This window comes from Methanobrevibacter sp., assembly GCF_030539665.1.
GTDB lineage: Archaea > Methanobacteriota > Methanobacteria > Methanobacteriales > Methanobacteriaceae > Methanocatella.
The window spans coordinates 1-16,047 of record NZ_JAUNXR010000008.1 but is presented as its reverse complement, the minus strand read 5'-3'; the positions used below and the strand labels follow the sequence as shown (position 1 = coordinate 16,047).

Genomic DNA, 16,047 nt, shown 5'->3' with positions numbered 1-16,047 from the left:
CAAAAATCGATATGAAACAAAAAATAATAAAAATTATAAGGTTTCAACAAGACTCCTTTTTAAAATAATCATATAAGGTGTTTTTAAACAACGGGAAAAGATCACCATAATATCTGCCATAGGCATTGTTAATGTCATAACATTTGGTGAAATTCATTGTAAAGTCACCAATAGTCTTAACAATGAATTCGTTACCGTCATCTGCAGGCTCTAAAACATCAACACTGTCAGTGATTCTGGATAAGAGATTAGGATTTTTAAGTGGAGTAATTTCATTAATGTTCTCCACCGTTTTAAAGAATGGTTTATTTGTTTCGTACAAATCCATTTTAATTTTTTCAGATATTTTAAACCCTCCCTAAATTTAAATATCCGTAAAAACTTGTTTTTTTATCTAAACTTTTTACTTACTTCCTCTACTGCAAGAATAAGTGGATCAGTAACCATTGACACAGGCGGAGCATATGCAAACTCAACGTTACTTAAGTCAAAGCATGTCAATCCTTCAGTGATTGCCAATGTCATTGTATCGATTCTTTCAGCTACCCTTTCCTCAGCAATAATCTGACAGCCGATAATTACCCCTTCACTGTCACAGATGACCTTTATATCCATAGGTTTTGCATTAGGATAATAACGGGCACGGGTAAGAGCCTCTACCTTTTCAACAACAGGCTTGATGTTGTTCTGTTGAGCAAAGCTAGTGGTAAAACCAACAGCACCAAATTCCAAATTGCCTATTTTGGAAACCATAGCATTTAGAACAGGATTGAATTTAGCCTTCCTACCAACAATTGCACGTGCGACTGTTTTTGATTGTCTAACGGCTGTAGTTCCCAAATGAGAAATGGTGTTTGATCCAAGAATCAGGTCCTTAGATTCTACACAGTCCCCTACCGCATAAATGTCTGGAACTGATGTTTCCATATGTTCATTAACGATGATTGCCCATCTTCCCACATCACAACCAGCCATCTTGGCCAAGTCAAGTTCAGGCCTTACACCAGTAGCCAGGATAACCATGTCTGCATCAATACAGGTACCGTCACCAAAACAAGCGCTTTCGACTTTTCCATCACCATTTAAAGAAGTTATCGGTTGGCCTAAAACAACATTGATTCCTTCAAGCTCCAAATATTCCTTTAAGATATCTGCCATGTCCTTGTCAAAAGAACGTGGAACCACTTGAGGTAGCATCTCGGTTATTGTTACATCCAAACCTAGCTTTACTAAAGCATGAGCTATTTCAATACCAATCAAACCAGCACCAGTAACAAGAGCGCTTTTTGCATCTTTAGCCCATTCCTGTACTTTCACACCGTCTGCAATATTTCTAATTGAGAAAACACCATCCAAATCCACACCATCCATAGGCGGTACGAATGGATTACCTCCAGTTGCAAGTACAAGCTTATCATAATCCAACTTGTTAACAGAACCGTCCTTAATATAGGAGATGGTCTTTTTGTCGCTGTCCACTTCAGTTACTTCAGCCTCTATAATAACATCAATGTTTTTATCCTTATAGTCTTCAGGCTTTCTCATAATAATGTCATCGAAAGATTCGATTTTTCCAGCCAATACATAAGGAATAGCACACGGAGAGTATGCTACATTTTCATCACGAGTTAATACAGTAATCTCTGCATTTTTGTCAATTTTACGAATGTTAGAAGCGGTAGATATACCACCTGCTCCTCCACCAACAATAACAACTTTCATATTTACAATACCCTAAAATTTCTACTATAAGTTTATATTTAGTTGTAAACATATAAAAAAATTATCTTTATTTTCAAAAATGAGGTAAATAAAATGAAAAAAATCGATTTCAATTTAGAATCAAATCCATTTATTAATTTTCAATCAGCAAGATACTGCATGTCTGCAAGAGTAAATGCAGAAAAAACCTATAACTTTTCAAAAGAAAATGGCTATTCCTTTTTCCTGATTTCATTGGGATGCATATTGAAAGCAGCCAATATGGTTCCCCAACTCAAAAGAAGAATTATTGAAGGTGAAGCAATTGAATACGATTACCTTGATGGCGTGACTCCAATAATGGATGAGGACAATGAAATTTACCGTGAAATGAGAGTTGTTCCACCTATGGGATTCGATAGTGTAAAGGAATGGCATGACCAGATAAAACAATTGGAAAATGACATTTTAAGTTGTAAAAACCCTGGATTTGAAATAGAAATGGAGAAAAGGGATCTTGAAAACATAGTAAACTGTTCCTGCATTCCATGGGTTGATTTTGATTCAATAACAAACTGCGTTGTTGACGGATTGGCTACACAGCCACTGATAACATGGGGCAAATTTAATGAAAATTCAGAATTTACCGTATCCATAACAGTAAGCCATATTTTTGTTAACGGCCGTGAATTGGGCTACTTCTACCAATATCTGCAGGAGTCCCTCGACCATCCTGAAGATATCATATGTGCTATTCAATAATAATTTTATGAACAATAAATAATTAAAATATTGTAAAATAGTATCCAAATAGCTTAAAAAAAGTAAATAACATTCCTTTAAATGAAATAATGCATGAATAGAATTATATTATCAATAGAACATAGTATTCAACATGAATAATGTTTTAAATGAATATTATGGCTTGTTGATAGATAAGAAGCATTTAATAGTGATTTATGTTGTAGCTATTTTATTATTAACCATTGGAATGTTTTCTCCGAAAAATTTTCAATATCCCACTACTGAAATTCTTTTCTTTATTTTTACTGTATTTTTAGGAATTTTTCTTATCCTATATTCATTAAAACATCAAAATGAGATCCATAAGATTGCATTTCTAGTTATTATAATCGTTGGAGGCCTGAGTGTATTTTTTGCACCTCCTTTCATTATTCCCGACGAATATTTCCATATAAACCATGTTTTGGATATCTTAAACGGCAATCTTTTTAGCAACAGCTATCGGGTTCCTGTAAACAAGTTTTACGAGCCATTATATGCCAACCTATACCATTCATTGAAGATAGATCCAGGAATAAGAACATTACTTTTAAACAATGAGGTGGCATTCAAACCAATTTCAAATTATGGAGAAATATATCTACTAGACAGAACAACAGAATCCCCATTTTATGCATATATCTTCTCAGCATTGGGCTTGTATATCGCAAAGGCTTTGAATGTTGGAATAGTATGTGCAATTTGGCTTTCCAGAATTCCAAATCTTTTAGTTTATGCATTCGTTACCTATTTCGTGATTAAAAAGGCACCATTGTATAAAATGGCATTGCTGGTTATTACCTGCAACCCTTTGATCCTTTCATTGGTTGCTTCTTCAAACTATGATTCCTTCAATTTCATGTGCCTAATTGTTGCTATCGGATTTTTCCTATTGATGTATGAAAACCAGGTTAAATTAAAATATCTGTTGGGTTTTGTTGTTTGCTGCATTCTGATGGGACTTGTAAAGCCACAGTTCCTATTTACAGCTGTTTTATTGTTTATAATTCCATTCAAGAACTTCAACTTCAAAAGAATAAACCACAAACAATACAGAATTATCATATCAGCCATAGTAGCATTGATTATTGTAATTATGGTTGTAGGCATGTTCCTGATTCTAAAGGGAAACATTTCACCTGGGGTAAATGGACATCGCCAATTGATCTATCTTGCATCACATCCAAACCATGTTTTCAGCGTTTTTGGAGATGGGTTGAACTTCCTGCAAAACCTAACTGTCAGCACCCCAGGATATAGGAAATATTTTGTAGACTCCTTTAAAGGTGCTGAGTTATACAATATTCTTTATTCAGCATTTTTCATTGGTTTTTCAATATTCTATCCTCTTAAAATCAAATTATCTAAAAACAAAAGAATATTTTTAGGAATTGCTATTTTAATATTCTATTTCGGAACATTTTTCCTAATATATCTCATGTGGCATGCTGTTGGAGGGGCCCATGTGACCGGTGCACAGGCAAGATACTTCATACCGGCGCTACCGTTAATTCCATTAATATTGAATTATCCATTTAGAAAAATAGAAAACATTAAGGATTATACGTTTTTAGGCGTCATAATCTTTTCAGTAAGTTTATTAATGTTTTTAGTTACTCATTTCTATTAAAAAAAGAAGGTTTTTTGGGATTTCTACATTCCCATTGACTTTTTCATTTCAGCTATTTTTTCATCGAAGCCGTTTTCCTTTAATTTCTCAATCTTTCCAAGAATCTCATCAGGCTTTACCAAATTATCCAAAACAAAAGTGCAGTACTATTTGAAATTTTCATCTCTGATTTTTCCGGCCTCATCTATAAGGTTAGGCAATATTTCGAATAGCTTAGGGTTTGCTCCTACTGGAATGTCCATTTCCTTTAGCCTTGCTATTGCATCAACCTCTTTCAGATTTATGAAATCGTCCATCAGTGCAAAATCCATCCATGCAGTAATATGATCTTCAAACAGTAGGCTTAAGAGATACACTGATGTTGTTGTTTCGAAGTCGTTGTATTTATAATACCAGTATCCCAAAAATCTGTATGCCAATGCGATGTTTTCAGGATTGTAGCTGTATCTGATAATGTCCTTTGAGTATTCCTCTACCTTTTTATTGTCTATTTCAATGCCGTCATAATACATCATGAGCTTCATCAATACATCATCAACAGGATTGTATTTTAGAGCCCTTAGATATGCATCCTTTGCTTCTTCAGCCCTTCCTGCAGCTTGAAGCAGGCTTCCGTAAAGATTAAAAATCATGAAATAGTTTGAGTTTGGTGGAATGAGCCTTATGTTCTTGTCCCCATCATAGGTTTCAAGAAACAGTATGTGCTCTATTGGATTATTGAAAATGTGATATTCATCCCTTGCGTTGTCTCAGAAGGTAAATGGATAGGTTTCTACAAATTCATCCATCTTTTCCAATGCTTCCGGAATCCTGTCATTTTCCAAAAGCGGCTGAAGCTCTTCCATGAAACGCATGACTGGTGCTTCCTATTCTGAAATTTTAGCAAATTACTCCTTTTTCTCATCGGTCAATGCTGTCCACAGCAACCTTCCGATTTCAAGAGATATTTCCAATCCGAATTCATGTTCCCTGTATTTTTCCATCTGGCTTGCAAGATATGCCTTGTCGTGGTCTGAATCCCCGTTAAGGTTACTTTTTATTTCTTCAATTATCTCTTCGATTTCCATGGTTCTTAAAATGTTAATAACATATTATAAAGTTATTATTATTCCAGTTTCATGAAAATAAATTAAATACAATATAATAAAAACAACAACCAATATTTTATATCAATTTATTGAAATCATTTAATTTAATGAAATCAGAATATAAATAAACGACATATCTCTAAAAAAATGAAGAAAAACAAATTAATTGGTCTACATATTCTCCATAAAACTTTCCATTCCAAATGAAAATTTTCAATCATAACTAATAATTTAATAAATTAATTTATGTTGGGAACCTGAAACTTTCTTTTTTAAATCCTGCAGGTATAACCCAATTCATTTATAATGACTTGAAGATACTTCTTTTTAAAAACAAAACTCCTATTTCTTGCCAACCTATCGGAATTGGGAGATTTGCTTTTTCCACTTGTCAAAGCAGCACCAAGATATTCAGTATCTCCTTCACTGATCAGATAGGCCTTTCCAGAATCAATCATGTCCTTTATGAAATCATAATCCTTTTTAAGAACATCCAAATCTGAACCAATGTCATATATCTCAACATCAGTGACGATGCCATTGTTATGCCAGCAGATGAAAAGTTTCTGGAAATATATTAACTTGTCAAAGCTAACTATATCAAAAAAATCGATCTTATCTAAAAAGAGCTTTTCACGTGGAAACCTTTTACCACAGTTTTTAACGCCATACTCCAAAACAGCTATTTTGATAGAGCCGTCACTGCAGCCCAACATTTCTTCAATTGCCTGATTATATGGCTTTTCCAAATCATCAAGATTCAGACCAATCAAATCTTCAATTCCATTTAACATAAAAAAAAGTAAAAAAAAGGATAGTGAGATTATTCGAAATCTACACCAGTTATTCTAAATCCACCATAATGGGATTTGTATTTGATATTTAAACCTATTAAAAGAGGAGTAATAGATTCAATTAAATGTGCTTTTTCAAGTCCACCTACATCAATAGCCCTTAAATCAGGGATTTTATCAATGATTTCAGCAGCCACTTCTTTAGCTTCCTTATCATCACCACAGATTAAACAATCACAGTCAATTGGTTCTGGAATGTTTGCTAAGTGAGAGTTACTGATATTACTGAAAGCAACTACAACACGTGCTCCTTCATCCTCTAAAAGTTTTGCAGTAATTTCAGCAGCTGATCCATGACTTACATGTAATAATGATGAAACTTTACCGCCAATAGCAGATTCCAATGGTACGGTTGCATCTAAAACAATCTTGCCTTTAACATAATCCTTAATGGATTTGATAGTTGCAACTTGAGCTTGTAAAGGAACAGTAAGAATTAAGATATCTGCTTCTTTTGCAGCATCTTCATTAGCCATTCCAATCATTTTAGCTGGATTGTATTGACCTATTTCTTCAATAGCTTCTTCAACAACTTTTATTGCCTTTTCTTCTTGACGAGATCCTACAATTACATCCACACCAGCAATTGCTAAACGTTTTGCAATTCCAAGACCTTGTGCTCCGGTTCCTCCAATAATTCCGACTAACATATTTTTACACCTATTAATTAATTTATCCTTAATCACTTTTAATATTTGTTAAATCAAACATGAAATTCATTATTTTTCGGATTCTTGCATTTCATTTAAAGTGCAAAACAAATAATTTTATTGTCTATTCCTTCCTATCGTACAGCAATCCGCCTACATAGACAATATAATCGGGAAGTTTTCCGTCTTTCGCATATAAAACCGGAGTTTCAAACACGTCTTCCATGAGTTGATCTACATTGCCGCCCAATGATTCTATTGAGTATCTCATTTTAAATGGCATCTTGCAGCGCATTCCAAACATTTTAGTGCATGATGAACAGAGATTGCATGTTCCAAGGTATAGTCCCAGTGAACCTGGGTTTTCAGCTTCCAAACCATAAATGATGTTCATTAACTTAAGTTTTGTTCTGGATAATTTTCTAAAGAAAGTTTCCAATTCCTCTTCTGTAAAGGTTTCGCTTAAAATTTCCTCGTTGAAGTTGTATTTAAATGCTATAATCTTTATTTTGTTAAAGGATTTCCATATTTCATCTGGATCGAAATCAAATGGAGGGCAGCTCCAATTTTTACCATACTCATCACAGTCCTTACATAATTCCCCGAATTTTTCAATATCTACATATCTTTCGTAGAATTCATCCATATCCATATCTGCAGATAGCTGTTGAATTTCAAACATAGTAATAATTTTAATTTTTAAATATATTAAATATTGTTACTTGGAATTAATTTTTCAGAATTTGTTTTGTTTAAGAAATAGTATTTTGTATATTGTTCGTTACCTAAGAAATAAAATTTATAATATATAAAGCTATCTGCGAATATATTGTCCTGGAACTATCAAATCATCGCAAAAACTCCAAAAATCATCAGAAAGGACAAGATCCTCTAGTTCACAAAAGGAATAGCTGTCCAAAATGGATTCCGTAAGGTTCTTGCCAACCTTAATCTTAGTGATGTTCTTCTCGGTTAATAGGTCATCAATGAAACCTTCAGCAGTATCATGTTTCCTTTCAATGGCCTGCACAAGATAGTCGTCCTGAACAAAACAGTTTTCAATGCCATGAGCATCAATAAATTGTTTGCAAGCCTTTTTAATAAATATTTTAGGGCCTTTATTGATATCTACCTTATTAAGTACAGCATTTGCCATCTCAAATACAAATATTGCTACGCTCTCCTCATCAGTCCAATATCCATAATTAAAAACATTAAAACCATTCCCATCCAACCTTTCAGCAATTGATCCAACGGTTTTCATAAGTTGGGGATGTAAAGTGTCTAAGGGAATTTCAGGAATTCTAAATTGCAATGCAATAACATCGCTTCCCCTTTCATCAAATGATTTTATTACATAATCCTTAGAAATATTTTTTTCTATCGGGTAAAAATAAGCCAGTTTATTGTCTGAATTCAGATAATTTCTTGCGGATTGAATGAATTCGGCCATTTTGTCAAGTCTTAAAGCAGCACCTACATTACGATTTTTATCTGTAGGATCGATAACAACCAAAGGATCTTTAAACATCTTGGATGTTCCATAATTCTCCAAATCTATAACATGACCGTATCTCCAATTTGAAGCTTCGTTTAAAGTGTTTTCAAAGGTTCCATACTTTATAATAAGCAATTCACACAGGTATCCTGCAAATCCGCCGACCTTGAATTCTGAGCCGTAAGTTCCAGTCATGTCCATGAATCTTTTTAAAAGAAGCACTTCATCCTTCTGATATTCCTGAAGATGTTTTTTAATGTAATTTGTGTGCAATATGGTACGGTCAACAGCTGATTTAAGCTCACTTCCGTCACGGATTCTGTAACATGGTACAAAGTCCACTTCAAATTTGTCAATCTTGCTGGTAATATATGGATGTGATGCATAATGTTCACCAGCTTCTCCATCAAAATGGTCGCTGCAAGCATAACCTAAAATAAGTCCAGTTTCTTTTAACTCCTCTACAGGAGTGTCCAATGGAAATGAAATAAAAACATCAATGTCTGATTTTCCCTTGAGATATGTACCTTTAGATACAGAGCCTACAAGAAAAATTTCAGCATCAACATTTCTTTTTTCACATTCAAAAGTAAGATAGTCTAGAATATCTCTAGACATATCCTGTATTTCCTTGTTTTCTGATTCTGTGGGTTTAATCTCATTTAATATTGAGTTAAAATCCATTAAATCACTCGATTTTATATTCTTTAATTGGGTTGTAAACTGGTCCTTCAGGTGTTAAAGTACTTTTCATAAGAATGATTTTTTTAACGTTCATAGGGCCAATTTCACGTTTTTCGTATTTTTTAATTTCATCACGAACAGCATCTTTGTTTTTGTCGGATTTCATTCTACCGAAAGTAACATGGGTGCTGAAGTTTTTGTCTTTATCAAATCCGATAGAAGCAAATTCAGCATCTAAATCATCATGAAGCTGGTTTAAGATTTTGTTGTCTTGAGTTCCAAACCAAAGAACTTTGATATGTTCTAAACTAGGAAATGCACCGCAGCCTTTTACGTTGATACCGAACGGTTTGTAATTGGAAAGCACATCTTCTATTTTTTCAGAAATTTTGTCAAGTCCTTCTAAATCGATTTCTCCAAAGAATTTTAAAGTAATGTGAAGATTTCTCTCTTCCACATAGCTGATTTTTGCATCAATTTTTTTAAATTCTTTTTCGATTTCGTATATCTCATGTCTTAATTCATCTTCTAATTCAATTGCTAAAAAAGCTCTAACTGACATATCTATCACCTATTTTTTTATTGTTCTATTATAGTCTCATCTATTGCAATACCAAAATGTCTTGCATTAGACTCGATATAAACTTTAACTTTGTCTCCTACTTTTAATTCTGCTACTGAAATAGGGTTGTTGTCACCGTCAACTATTCTGATAGTTTCCGCATTCTGAAGTAAGGTTCTGATGATTTTACCATCATATTCTGCCTCTATCAATATTAAAGGCCTTCTTTCAATTTTACTTCTTCCTACGTATGCAGTTCTAGTTTCCCCTTCAGTATTTACAATTAAAACTTCATCTCCAGCTTTAAGTTCGGATAAATAACGAGTTTTATTACCAGGAACCATAACATAAGCCTGTACAGGACCTGCATTAACTCTAAATGGTCTTGAAGCAACATATTCGCTTTCAAGAGATTCACTATGTACTAAGAATAATGATTTGGAATATGAACCAACTAGCATTCCTTCACCAGGTTTCATCATGTCTGTAGTGTCAAGACAAACTCTGTCGCCGGAACCTAAAGGTTTTACATTTGTAATTGTAGCTTCTTTTAATTCATACTTGACATTAGAAATGTTGTCAATCAAATTAGCTATTTCCTTAATCTGATTAAACTGGTTAGCTTCAAATATTACACCATCAGTTCCTATTTCCAATGTTTCAAGAGCTACCTTTGCACTTTCAGCATCAATCACTGCAGCCAATATTTCCACATCTTCCTTTTGAAGATCTGCAATGATGTTTTCAAGTGGAATAATTGTCCAATCGGTACCGACAAGAATCACATAATCAACGTATTTTCCTAGTTCTACTGCTAATTGTTCATGTATTTTATCTGTAATTACTACATAAGCAGCTACAGTCTTTCCCTGAGATTTTGCTTCTTTTGCATTTTTAATATCAACAGATTCAGATAAATCTTCACTAAGGATTAAAGAACCATCACCTTCACCATCAATTCCAACTAAATAGATATCTGCATCATCAGAATTAGAAATAACATTAACATTACCAAGTTTTTTGATTTTGTCAATATCACCTAAATCTAAAACATAATCTATTCCAGATTCTAATGCTGTTGTAATCATTTCTTTTCTATCATCCCAAGGTTTGTTTGGGGTCATTATCCAAGCGAATTTATTTTGCAAAGAATCACCTTAATCTAAGTATTTTAATGCTTCGTTAACTTCTAAATCGTTGTGAACTAATTCTGATATAGCTTTAGTTATTTTGAATGGATCTTCAGCCTGGAAGAGATTACGTCCAAATGCAACACCTGCTCCACCAACTTCAAGAGAGTCTTTAACCATTTGAAGCAACTCTTCGTTGGTATCAGCTTTAGGTCCTCCTGCGATTACTACAGGGACCAATGCTCCTTCAACAACCTCTTTGAATGAATCAGGATCACCAGGATAATTTGTTTTTACGATGTCAACTCCCAATTCTGAACCTACACGAGCAGCGTGTTTAACTAATTCCACATCATGTTCGTTTTCTACTTTTTGACCACGTGGGTACATCATTGCAAGTAATGGGATTCCCCATTGACTGCAGGTCTCAGCGATATAACCTAACTCTTGTAACATTTCACTTTCAGTGTCTGAACCAAGATTTACGTGTACAGATACTGCATCTGCTCCTAATTGGATAGCTTTTTCTACAGAGGTAACTGTAACCTTATTGTTTGGATCCGGTGCAAGGGAAGTACTAGCTGACAAGTGAACAATAAGTCCTATGTCTTTGCCATATCCTCTGTGACCTTGTTGTACGATTCCTTTATGCATCAATACTGCATCTGCCCCTCCCTGAGAGATTTTTTCAATTGTGGAATCGATGTCAATAATTCCTTTTAAAGGACCGCTTGACACACCATGATCCATAGGTGCTATTACAGTTCTTCCTGTATCTCTATTCATGATTCTTTCTAAACGAATCTTCTTTCCAATCATTATTTATACCTCATTAAAACTTATGAATTATATTTCTTTTTTTCTATCTATATAATATTTTAGTTTGTTTATATGAGTGCAATAAAAATTTATTTTACTCATTAATAAATGTTTTCATTAATTTTCACTTTTTAGACAATGATGAAGTCCATAAATCAAATTCCTTAATCTGTGGAGGTATGCCTTCACTTCCATATGAAGCCAAATAGCCTTCATCGGATTTGAAATCTTCATCACTTTTAACGGCGGAATTGCAAAAATCAATCAGTCCCCTGTTTCTGATCAATGTGTCTCTTGGTTTAAAAACAGATGACCATATGTAAAATACCTTAAAAACAGTATCTGGATGATATCCTCCACCCAAATCAATAGATAGAACATCGCATTTTGTAGAAATGCTCAAGACTTCCTTTATCTTATCATGCAATCTGACATCGCCGGATATGAATGTCAGATTTGAATATTGACTTTCCAGACTTTCCATTTTTGAAATGGCCTCAGGACTGTTGTCCATGGCTATTACCTGACAGTTTTCATATTTTCTCAGAATCTTTTCCGTTGTCTTCCCCACATGACAGCCCAACTCAATAACCGTATCTGAGTCCCTGAGGGTTTCAAACAGCTGTTCCCTATACTTGTTGATTTTATAGCTAATCTTAATCATGGATGATTCCTTCATTGTTAATTTTACATATGTCCAATCCCAAATCGTCAAGATGGTCAAATGCGCTTTTATCTTCTGCAAATGCGAAAACGGTATTTCCAAGCATTGCCATGGAAGATCCCAAAATATTTTCATCATCATTTAATCTGGATACTAAGCCGAATACGTCATCGCTCATCAACTTTGTGTTATAGGAAAAACTATAAGACTGCTTGAGGAAGTTTTCAACTGTCTGCTCTTTTAGGAAATTCTCTTTGGCCTTAAGACCATAATCACTTATTTTCCTTTTGTAGTTATCGTCCCGTATTATTGAGGATGTTTCTATTTGGCTGAAAGTCTTGGATGCGACATATAGATCATTTTCATTGAAAGAAGTTATTTTGCCTATTCCCGGAGCTCCAGGCTCTGTTCTTAAAACTATGCCCTGTCCAAGTTCAGCTATTACATCCCCCAATCCTGATCCCAGGTTGATTTCGGCAATATGTGCAATCTGGCCTGATTTTTCCAGGGAGTTTCCCAGATCAAGGAGTTTGCTTAATCCAATTGCTATCCCTAGAGCCGATGATGCTGAAGTTCCAAAGCCGGCACCAATTGGAAGATTGATTTCTTGAGTAATGTTGAGTGCAACATCTATATCCATTATCTTCAATACTTCACGAACAATAGTTTCATTTCTTAAATCGGTTTTTCCATTAATTATTATTGAAGTTTCATCTCCATTAGCTAATTTAATTGAAGTTGTAACTCCTTTATTTAATAGAAAACCACAACCGCATGAACCATTCTTTAATGGATTATCATCATTTACAATATTGAAAAAACCAGTAATATGTCCTGGAACAAAAACCGAAACACTCATACTATCACTTAGATAAATTTATTTATCTTTCATAATAAATTTATAGTATTAAAGAAAAGGAGCTAAAAAGTTGAATAAGAGAATTGATTTGCACATGCATACACTATTCAGTGACGGAGAACTATTACCTTCAGAACTTGCAAGAAGAGCACAAAACCTAAACCACGAAGCAATAGCCATTACAGACCATATAGACGCATCAAATGTGGAAACACTACCCCAAATCCAAAAGGCGGTAGACGACATAAACGAAAACTGGGACATAAATGTCATATTGGGCGCTGAAATTACACACACTCCCGTCGAATCAATAGACAAAATTGCAAAACAAGCAAGAAAATTAGGAGCGCAAATAGTTGTGGTCCATGGGGAAACATTAAACGAACCAGTAATAGAAGGAACAAACCTTGCAGCTGTAAAATCAAAAAATGTAGATATTTTAGCACACCCTGGATTGATTACAAAAGAAGAGGCAGAAATCGCTTTGGAAAATGACGTTTATATTGAAATAACCGCCAGAAACGGTCATTCAATATCAAATGGACATGTAGTAAATGTATGTCGTGACGTTGGAAACAAATTCCTAATAAACACAGATACACATTCACCAGACAATATAATAACCTTTGAAAGATCACGTATCGTAGGATTAGGCGCTGGTTTAAGCGAAGATGAAGTTAAAAAAGCAATAGTTGACAATCCTAGAGAACTTATAGGAAGCCTGTAAAATGAAAGCCAGTGCACTACTAGAAGAAATAAAAAATGAATTGAAGGATTTCAATATTGAATATGTAAGAAACAAGGTTACAGATGACAGATATAAAGATCCGTTAACTAAAAAACTTGCAAAACACAATTCAGAAGCATATGACGAGATTTTTGAAACCGAAATAACAGAGGATTATGAGATTCCAGACCAGCAAATAGCGAATCTTAAAAGCGATATTGACTACTATTTTGGAGAATACAATCCGCATGATGAGGAAAACCAGAAACTGACAAAAAACATATGCCTATTCCTATCATTCATTAATAAAAAACCGTTGCATCCCTTTGGAGATACTCCTAAAGAGGACGTTTATGAAAAAAACGGACAATATTTCTGTAAAGGAAAAGCCAACTATATAAAAGAAAAAAACTCATTGTGTAAGTACTGCTGTACAAAAGTGGCTCCATTCAACCATTTCTTTTAAAAATAAAAATAATAAAAAAATGCTTTATCTAATTACAGATAAAGTATTTTGAACATCTAAATAGCATTAAGAACATCATAAACAAGAATTAAATCTTTTCCTAACATATAGTTGTCTTTTAATTCAAGTTTAACTGCTTCTGACATTTGGTCAAAACCTTCTCCACCGAACAAGGATTTAGCGTCAACTCCACCAACTACCATTGGAGCAATAGCTATTCTTATTTCATCGATAAGGCCTTCTTTAATCATAGCGAAGTTTAAAGTGGATCCTCCTTCAAGCATTAAAGTTCTGATGTCCCTATCACCAAGATAGTTGAGTAATGCTTTTAAGTCAACTTTGTCATCACCGCTGAAGAAAATGTCAGCTCTTTTTTTAAGTTCTTGATATCTGTCAGATACTATAAAATCATCTTTATATTTGTTTGCTACAGCAATAATTGTTTCTGCATCATTGTTTGTTACTTTTGCAGCGATAGGAGTTCTAGCTTTACTATCAACAATTACACGAACAGGATTATCACTTAATTCAGCATCGATTTTGTGTGCAGTAAGTTTTGGATTGTCTGCAATTACAGTACCGATACCTACCATAATAGCATCTACTTCTTTTCTAAGTTCGTGAACACGAATAATATCTTCAGGTCCTGAAATCTCTGAACTTCCTGTTTTAGTAGCTATTTTACCGTCTAAAGTCATTGCAGCATTTAATATTACATATGGTTTCATTTTTCATCACCTTAATTAATAATTATATTACTACTATATAAAGGTAATGGATATTTTTATAAAAAAGTGGGAAATTGTCCCAGATTATGGGACATAGAACCTGTTAATATTGCGAAACTTGTCAAAATCAGAATCAAAAGATGCGATACTAGTTATATTATAATTGAACATTGTCTGATGAATGCAGCAATCATTGAAATTTATTGAATAATTGTAATGACAAGTCTTTCTATATGCATCGATATAATCCTGTTTTTTCAAATAATAAACTCTGTTTTCCCTTAAAAATTTTTTCAGAAGAGTGCTGTTTGGTTTATTTAAAAGCTGGGAAAGCCTATTGACAGTTTCACAAAGAACAATATTGTTTATAAGTTTGTTGTTGTCTTCTTTTTTGATAATATCCTGCAATTCCAAAGCTTTTTCATGAATGGCACTATTGGTGTAAAATAAACCAATCAAATAGCTAGAATCTTAAAACATCATGTTTCTATCTCCTGTTCAAAAACTCTAAAACGTCAAACTTTTCATTTGGATCCCCATAAGTAAAAATTCCAATCAGGTATCGAAATTCGAACTGGTGGGTTCAATACCTCTTCTTCTGTCTTCTTCGGCATCTTTTCTACACATTTCCCTAAACTCATCGAGATCTGTGATTTGCCTACCAACGATGCCTGTATCCATACCAGGACATGTTTCAAAATCCTCATCGTCTTCATCATAATAATGATTTTTCTTAACCATGTTTTTCACACCTTGTTTTATTATGACATTTTCAATAAATCATAAAAATTCATTGAATAAGTGGAGATGTACATCTAGAATAATATTTATTTTTAATGAATATGAAGCTTTCTTTTTTTAATTGGTTGAATAATTAAAGTTTAATTTACGATAATAGGTATTATTTTACTCTAAAAATGATTTGAATAAGTTTATTTCGTTAAAGAAGAAAAAGTTGTGCCAAATGGAAGTAAAATATTTGGTGGAATTGTAAGCTGTTTTAAGTATGAAAATGAGATATTTTGAAAAATAAAAGAATAGAAACTATTAAATTAAAAAAATATTGTAAAACTGCTAATTAAATTATAAAATAACAATTCTTATAAAAAAATAATAAAAATGAAGATTATTTCAATGAATCTTCAATAATTTTAATTTCATCATCTGTCAAACCATAGAGTTCATAGACTTTTTTATTGATTTT

20 protein-coding genes are annotated in these 16,047 nt (G+C 33.5%); 4 read left to right on the top strand and 16 right to left on the bottom strand.

Annotated elements, in window-relative coordinates:
- Positions 1-43 precede the first annotated feature (43 nt).
- A complete protein-coding gene (locus Q4P18_RS08275; RefSeq protein WP_303337772.1) occupies positions 44-328 on the bottom strand; it encodes a hypothetical protein in 285 nt (94 codons plus the stop codon).
- A 62-nt stretch (positions 329-390) separates the two neighbouring features.
- Complete coding sequence (locus tag Q4P18_RS08270; protein ID WP_303337770.1) at positions 391-1,722, bottom strand: FAD-dependent oxidoreductase; 1,332 nt, start codon at positions 1,720-1,722, stop codon at positions 391-393.
- Positions 1,723-1,815: 93 nt separating this feature from the next.
- Here Q4P18_RS08270 and Q4P18_RS08265 point away from each other — a divergent pair, with 93 nt between their 5' ends.
- Positions 1,816-2,463 carry a CatA-like O-acetyltransferase gene (locus Q4P18_RS08265; RefSeq protein WP_303337768.1) on the top strand — a complete coding sequence of 216 codons (648 nt, stop codon included), beginning with the start codon at positions 1,816-1,818 and terminating at the stop codon, positions 2,461-2,463.
- A 133-nt stretch (positions 2,464-2,596) separates the two neighbouring features.
- Positions 2,597-4,114, top strand: coding sequence for a DUF2142 domain-containing protein (locus Q4P18_RS08260; protein ID WP_303337765.1), 1,518 nt, complete (start codon positions 2,597-2,599; stop codon positions 4,112-4,114).
- A 146-nt stretch (positions 4,115-4,260) separates the two neighbouring features.
- Here the strand turns inward: Q4P18_RS08260 and Q4P18_RS08255 are convergent, their stop codons facing one another.
- The 11 genes from Q4P18_RS08255 to Q4P18_RS08205 form a co-directional block, all read right to left on the bottom strand.
- A complete protein-coding gene (locus tag Q4P18_RS08255) occupies positions 4,261-4,746 on the bottom strand; it encodes a hypothetical protein (protein ID WP_303337763.1) in 486 nt (161 codons plus the stop codon).
- Between the two features lie 255 nt (positions 4,747-5,001).
- Positions 5,002-5,181 (bottom strand): hypothetical protein, encoded by a 180-nt coding sequence (locus Q4P18_RS08250; RefSeq protein WP_303337761.1) that lies wholly within the window; start codon positions 5,179-5,181, stop codon positions 5,002-5,004.
- Between the two features lie 293 nt (positions 5,182-5,474).
- Positions 5,475-5,996, bottom strand: a complete 522-nt coding sequence (locus Q4P18_RS08245; protein WP_303337759.1) for a hypothetical protein — start codon at positions 5,994-5,996, stop codon at positions 5,475-5,477.
- Between the two features lie 29 nt (positions 5,997-6,025).
- A complete protein-coding gene (npdG, locus tag Q4P18_RS08240; RefSeq protein WP_303337757.1) occupies positions 6,026-6,706 on the bottom strand; it encodes an NADPH-dependent F420 reductase in 681 nt (226 codons plus the stop codon).
- A gap of 124 nt (positions 6,707-6,830) precedes the next feature.
- Positions 6,831-7,388 carry a DUF2284 domain-containing protein gene (locus Q4P18_RS08235; RefSeq protein ID WP_303337755.1) on the bottom strand — a complete coding sequence of 186 codons (558 nt, stop codon included), beginning with the start codon at positions 7,386-7,388 and terminating at the stop codon, positions 6,831-6,833.
- Positions 7,389-7,520: 132 nt separating this feature from the next.
- Complete coding sequence (cca, locus tag Q4P18_RS08230) at positions 7,521-8,888, bottom strand: CCA tRNA nucleotidyltransferase (RefSeq protein ID WP_303337753.1); 1,368 nt, start codon at positions 8,886-8,888, stop codon at positions 7,521-7,523.
- A gap of 4 nt (positions 8,889-8,892) precedes the next feature.
- Positions 8,893-9,450 carry an RNA 2',3'-cyclic phosphodiesterase gene (gene thpR, locus Q4P18_RS08225; protein ID WP_303337751.1) on the bottom strand — a complete coding sequence of 186 codons (558 nt, stop codon included), beginning with the start codon at positions 9,448-9,450 and terminating at the stop codon, positions 8,893-8,895.
- Between the two features lie 17 nt (positions 9,451-9,467).
- Complete coding sequence (locus Q4P18_RS08220; protein ID WP_303337749.1) at positions 9,468-10,598, bottom strand: 3-dehydroquinate synthase II; 1,131 nt, start codon at positions 10,596-10,598, stop codon at positions 9,468-9,470.
- Positions 10,599-10,607: 9 nt separating this feature from the next.
- Positions 10,608-11,402 carry a 2-amino-3,7-dideoxy-D-threo-hept-6-ulosonate synthase gene (locus Q4P18_RS08215; protein ID WP_303337774.1) on the bottom strand — a complete coding sequence of 265 codons (795 nt, stop codon included), beginning with the start codon at positions 11,400-11,402 and terminating at the stop codon, positions 10,608-10,610.
- A 121-nt stretch (positions 11,403-11,523) separates the two neighbouring features.
- The gene (locus Q4P18_RS08210; RefSeq protein WP_303337747.1) at positions 11,524-12,063 is read right to left on the bottom strand and encodes a trans-aconitate 2-methyltransferase; all 540 of its coding nucleotides are present in this window, start codon (positions 12,061-12,063) and stop codon (positions 11,524-11,526) included.
- Entirely contained in the window at positions 12,056-12,922 is an 867-nt protein-coding gene (locus Q4P18_RS08205) for a pantoate kinase (RefSeq protein ID WP_303337745.1), read from the bottom strand. The genes Q4P18_RS08210 and Q4P18_RS08205 overlap by 8 nt, the downstream gene beginning before the upstream one ends.
- Positions 12,923-12,992: 70 nt before the next feature.
- Here Q4P18_RS08205 and Q4P18_RS08200 point away from each other — a divergent pair, with 70 nt between their 5' ends.
- Together Q4P18_RS08200 and Q4P18_RS08195 are read left to right on the top strand one after the other, a co-directional pair.
- Positions 12,993-13,649 (top strand): histidinol phosphate phosphatase domain-containing protein, encoded by a 657-nt coding sequence (locus tag Q4P18_RS08200; RefSeq protein WP_303337743.1) that lies wholly within the window; start codon positions 12,993-12,995, stop codon positions 13,647-13,649.
- A gap of 1 nt (position 13,650) precedes the next feature.
- Positions 13,651-14,115 carry a DUF2115 family protein gene (locus Q4P18_RS08195; protein ID WP_303337741.1) on the top strand — a complete coding sequence of 155 codons (465 nt, stop codon included), beginning with the start codon at positions 13,651-13,653 and terminating at the stop codon, positions 14,113-14,115.
- Positions 14,116-14,171: 56 nt separating this feature from the next.
- Here Q4P18_RS08195 and Q4P18_RS08190 read toward each other — a convergent pair whose 3' ends face one another.
- The 3 genes from Q4P18_RS08190 to Q4P18_RS08180 form a co-directional block, all read right to left on the bottom strand.
- The gene (locus tag Q4P18_RS08190) at positions 14,172-14,843 is read right to left on the bottom strand and encodes a 2,5-diamino-6-(ribosylamino)-4(3H)-pyrimidinone 5'-phosphate reductase (RefSeq protein WP_303337739.1); all 672 of its coding nucleotides are present in this window, start codon (positions 14,841-14,843) and stop codon (positions 14,172-14,174) included.
- An 84-nt stretch (positions 14,844-14,927) separates the two neighbouring features.
- On the bottom strand, positions 14,928-15,302 hold the full coding sequence (locus tag Q4P18_RS08185; RefSeq protein WP_303337737.1) for a type II toxin-antitoxin system VapC family toxin: 375 nt from the start codon (positions 15,300-15,302) through the stop codon (positions 14,928-14,930).
- Positions 15,303-15,398: 96 nt separating this feature from the next.
- On the bottom strand, positions 15,399-15,584 hold the full coding sequence (locus Q4P18_RS08180) for a hypothetical protein (protein WP_303337735.1): 186 nt from the start codon (positions 15,582-15,584) through the stop codon (positions 15,399-15,401).
- Positions 15,585-16,047 lie beyond the last annotated feature (463 nt).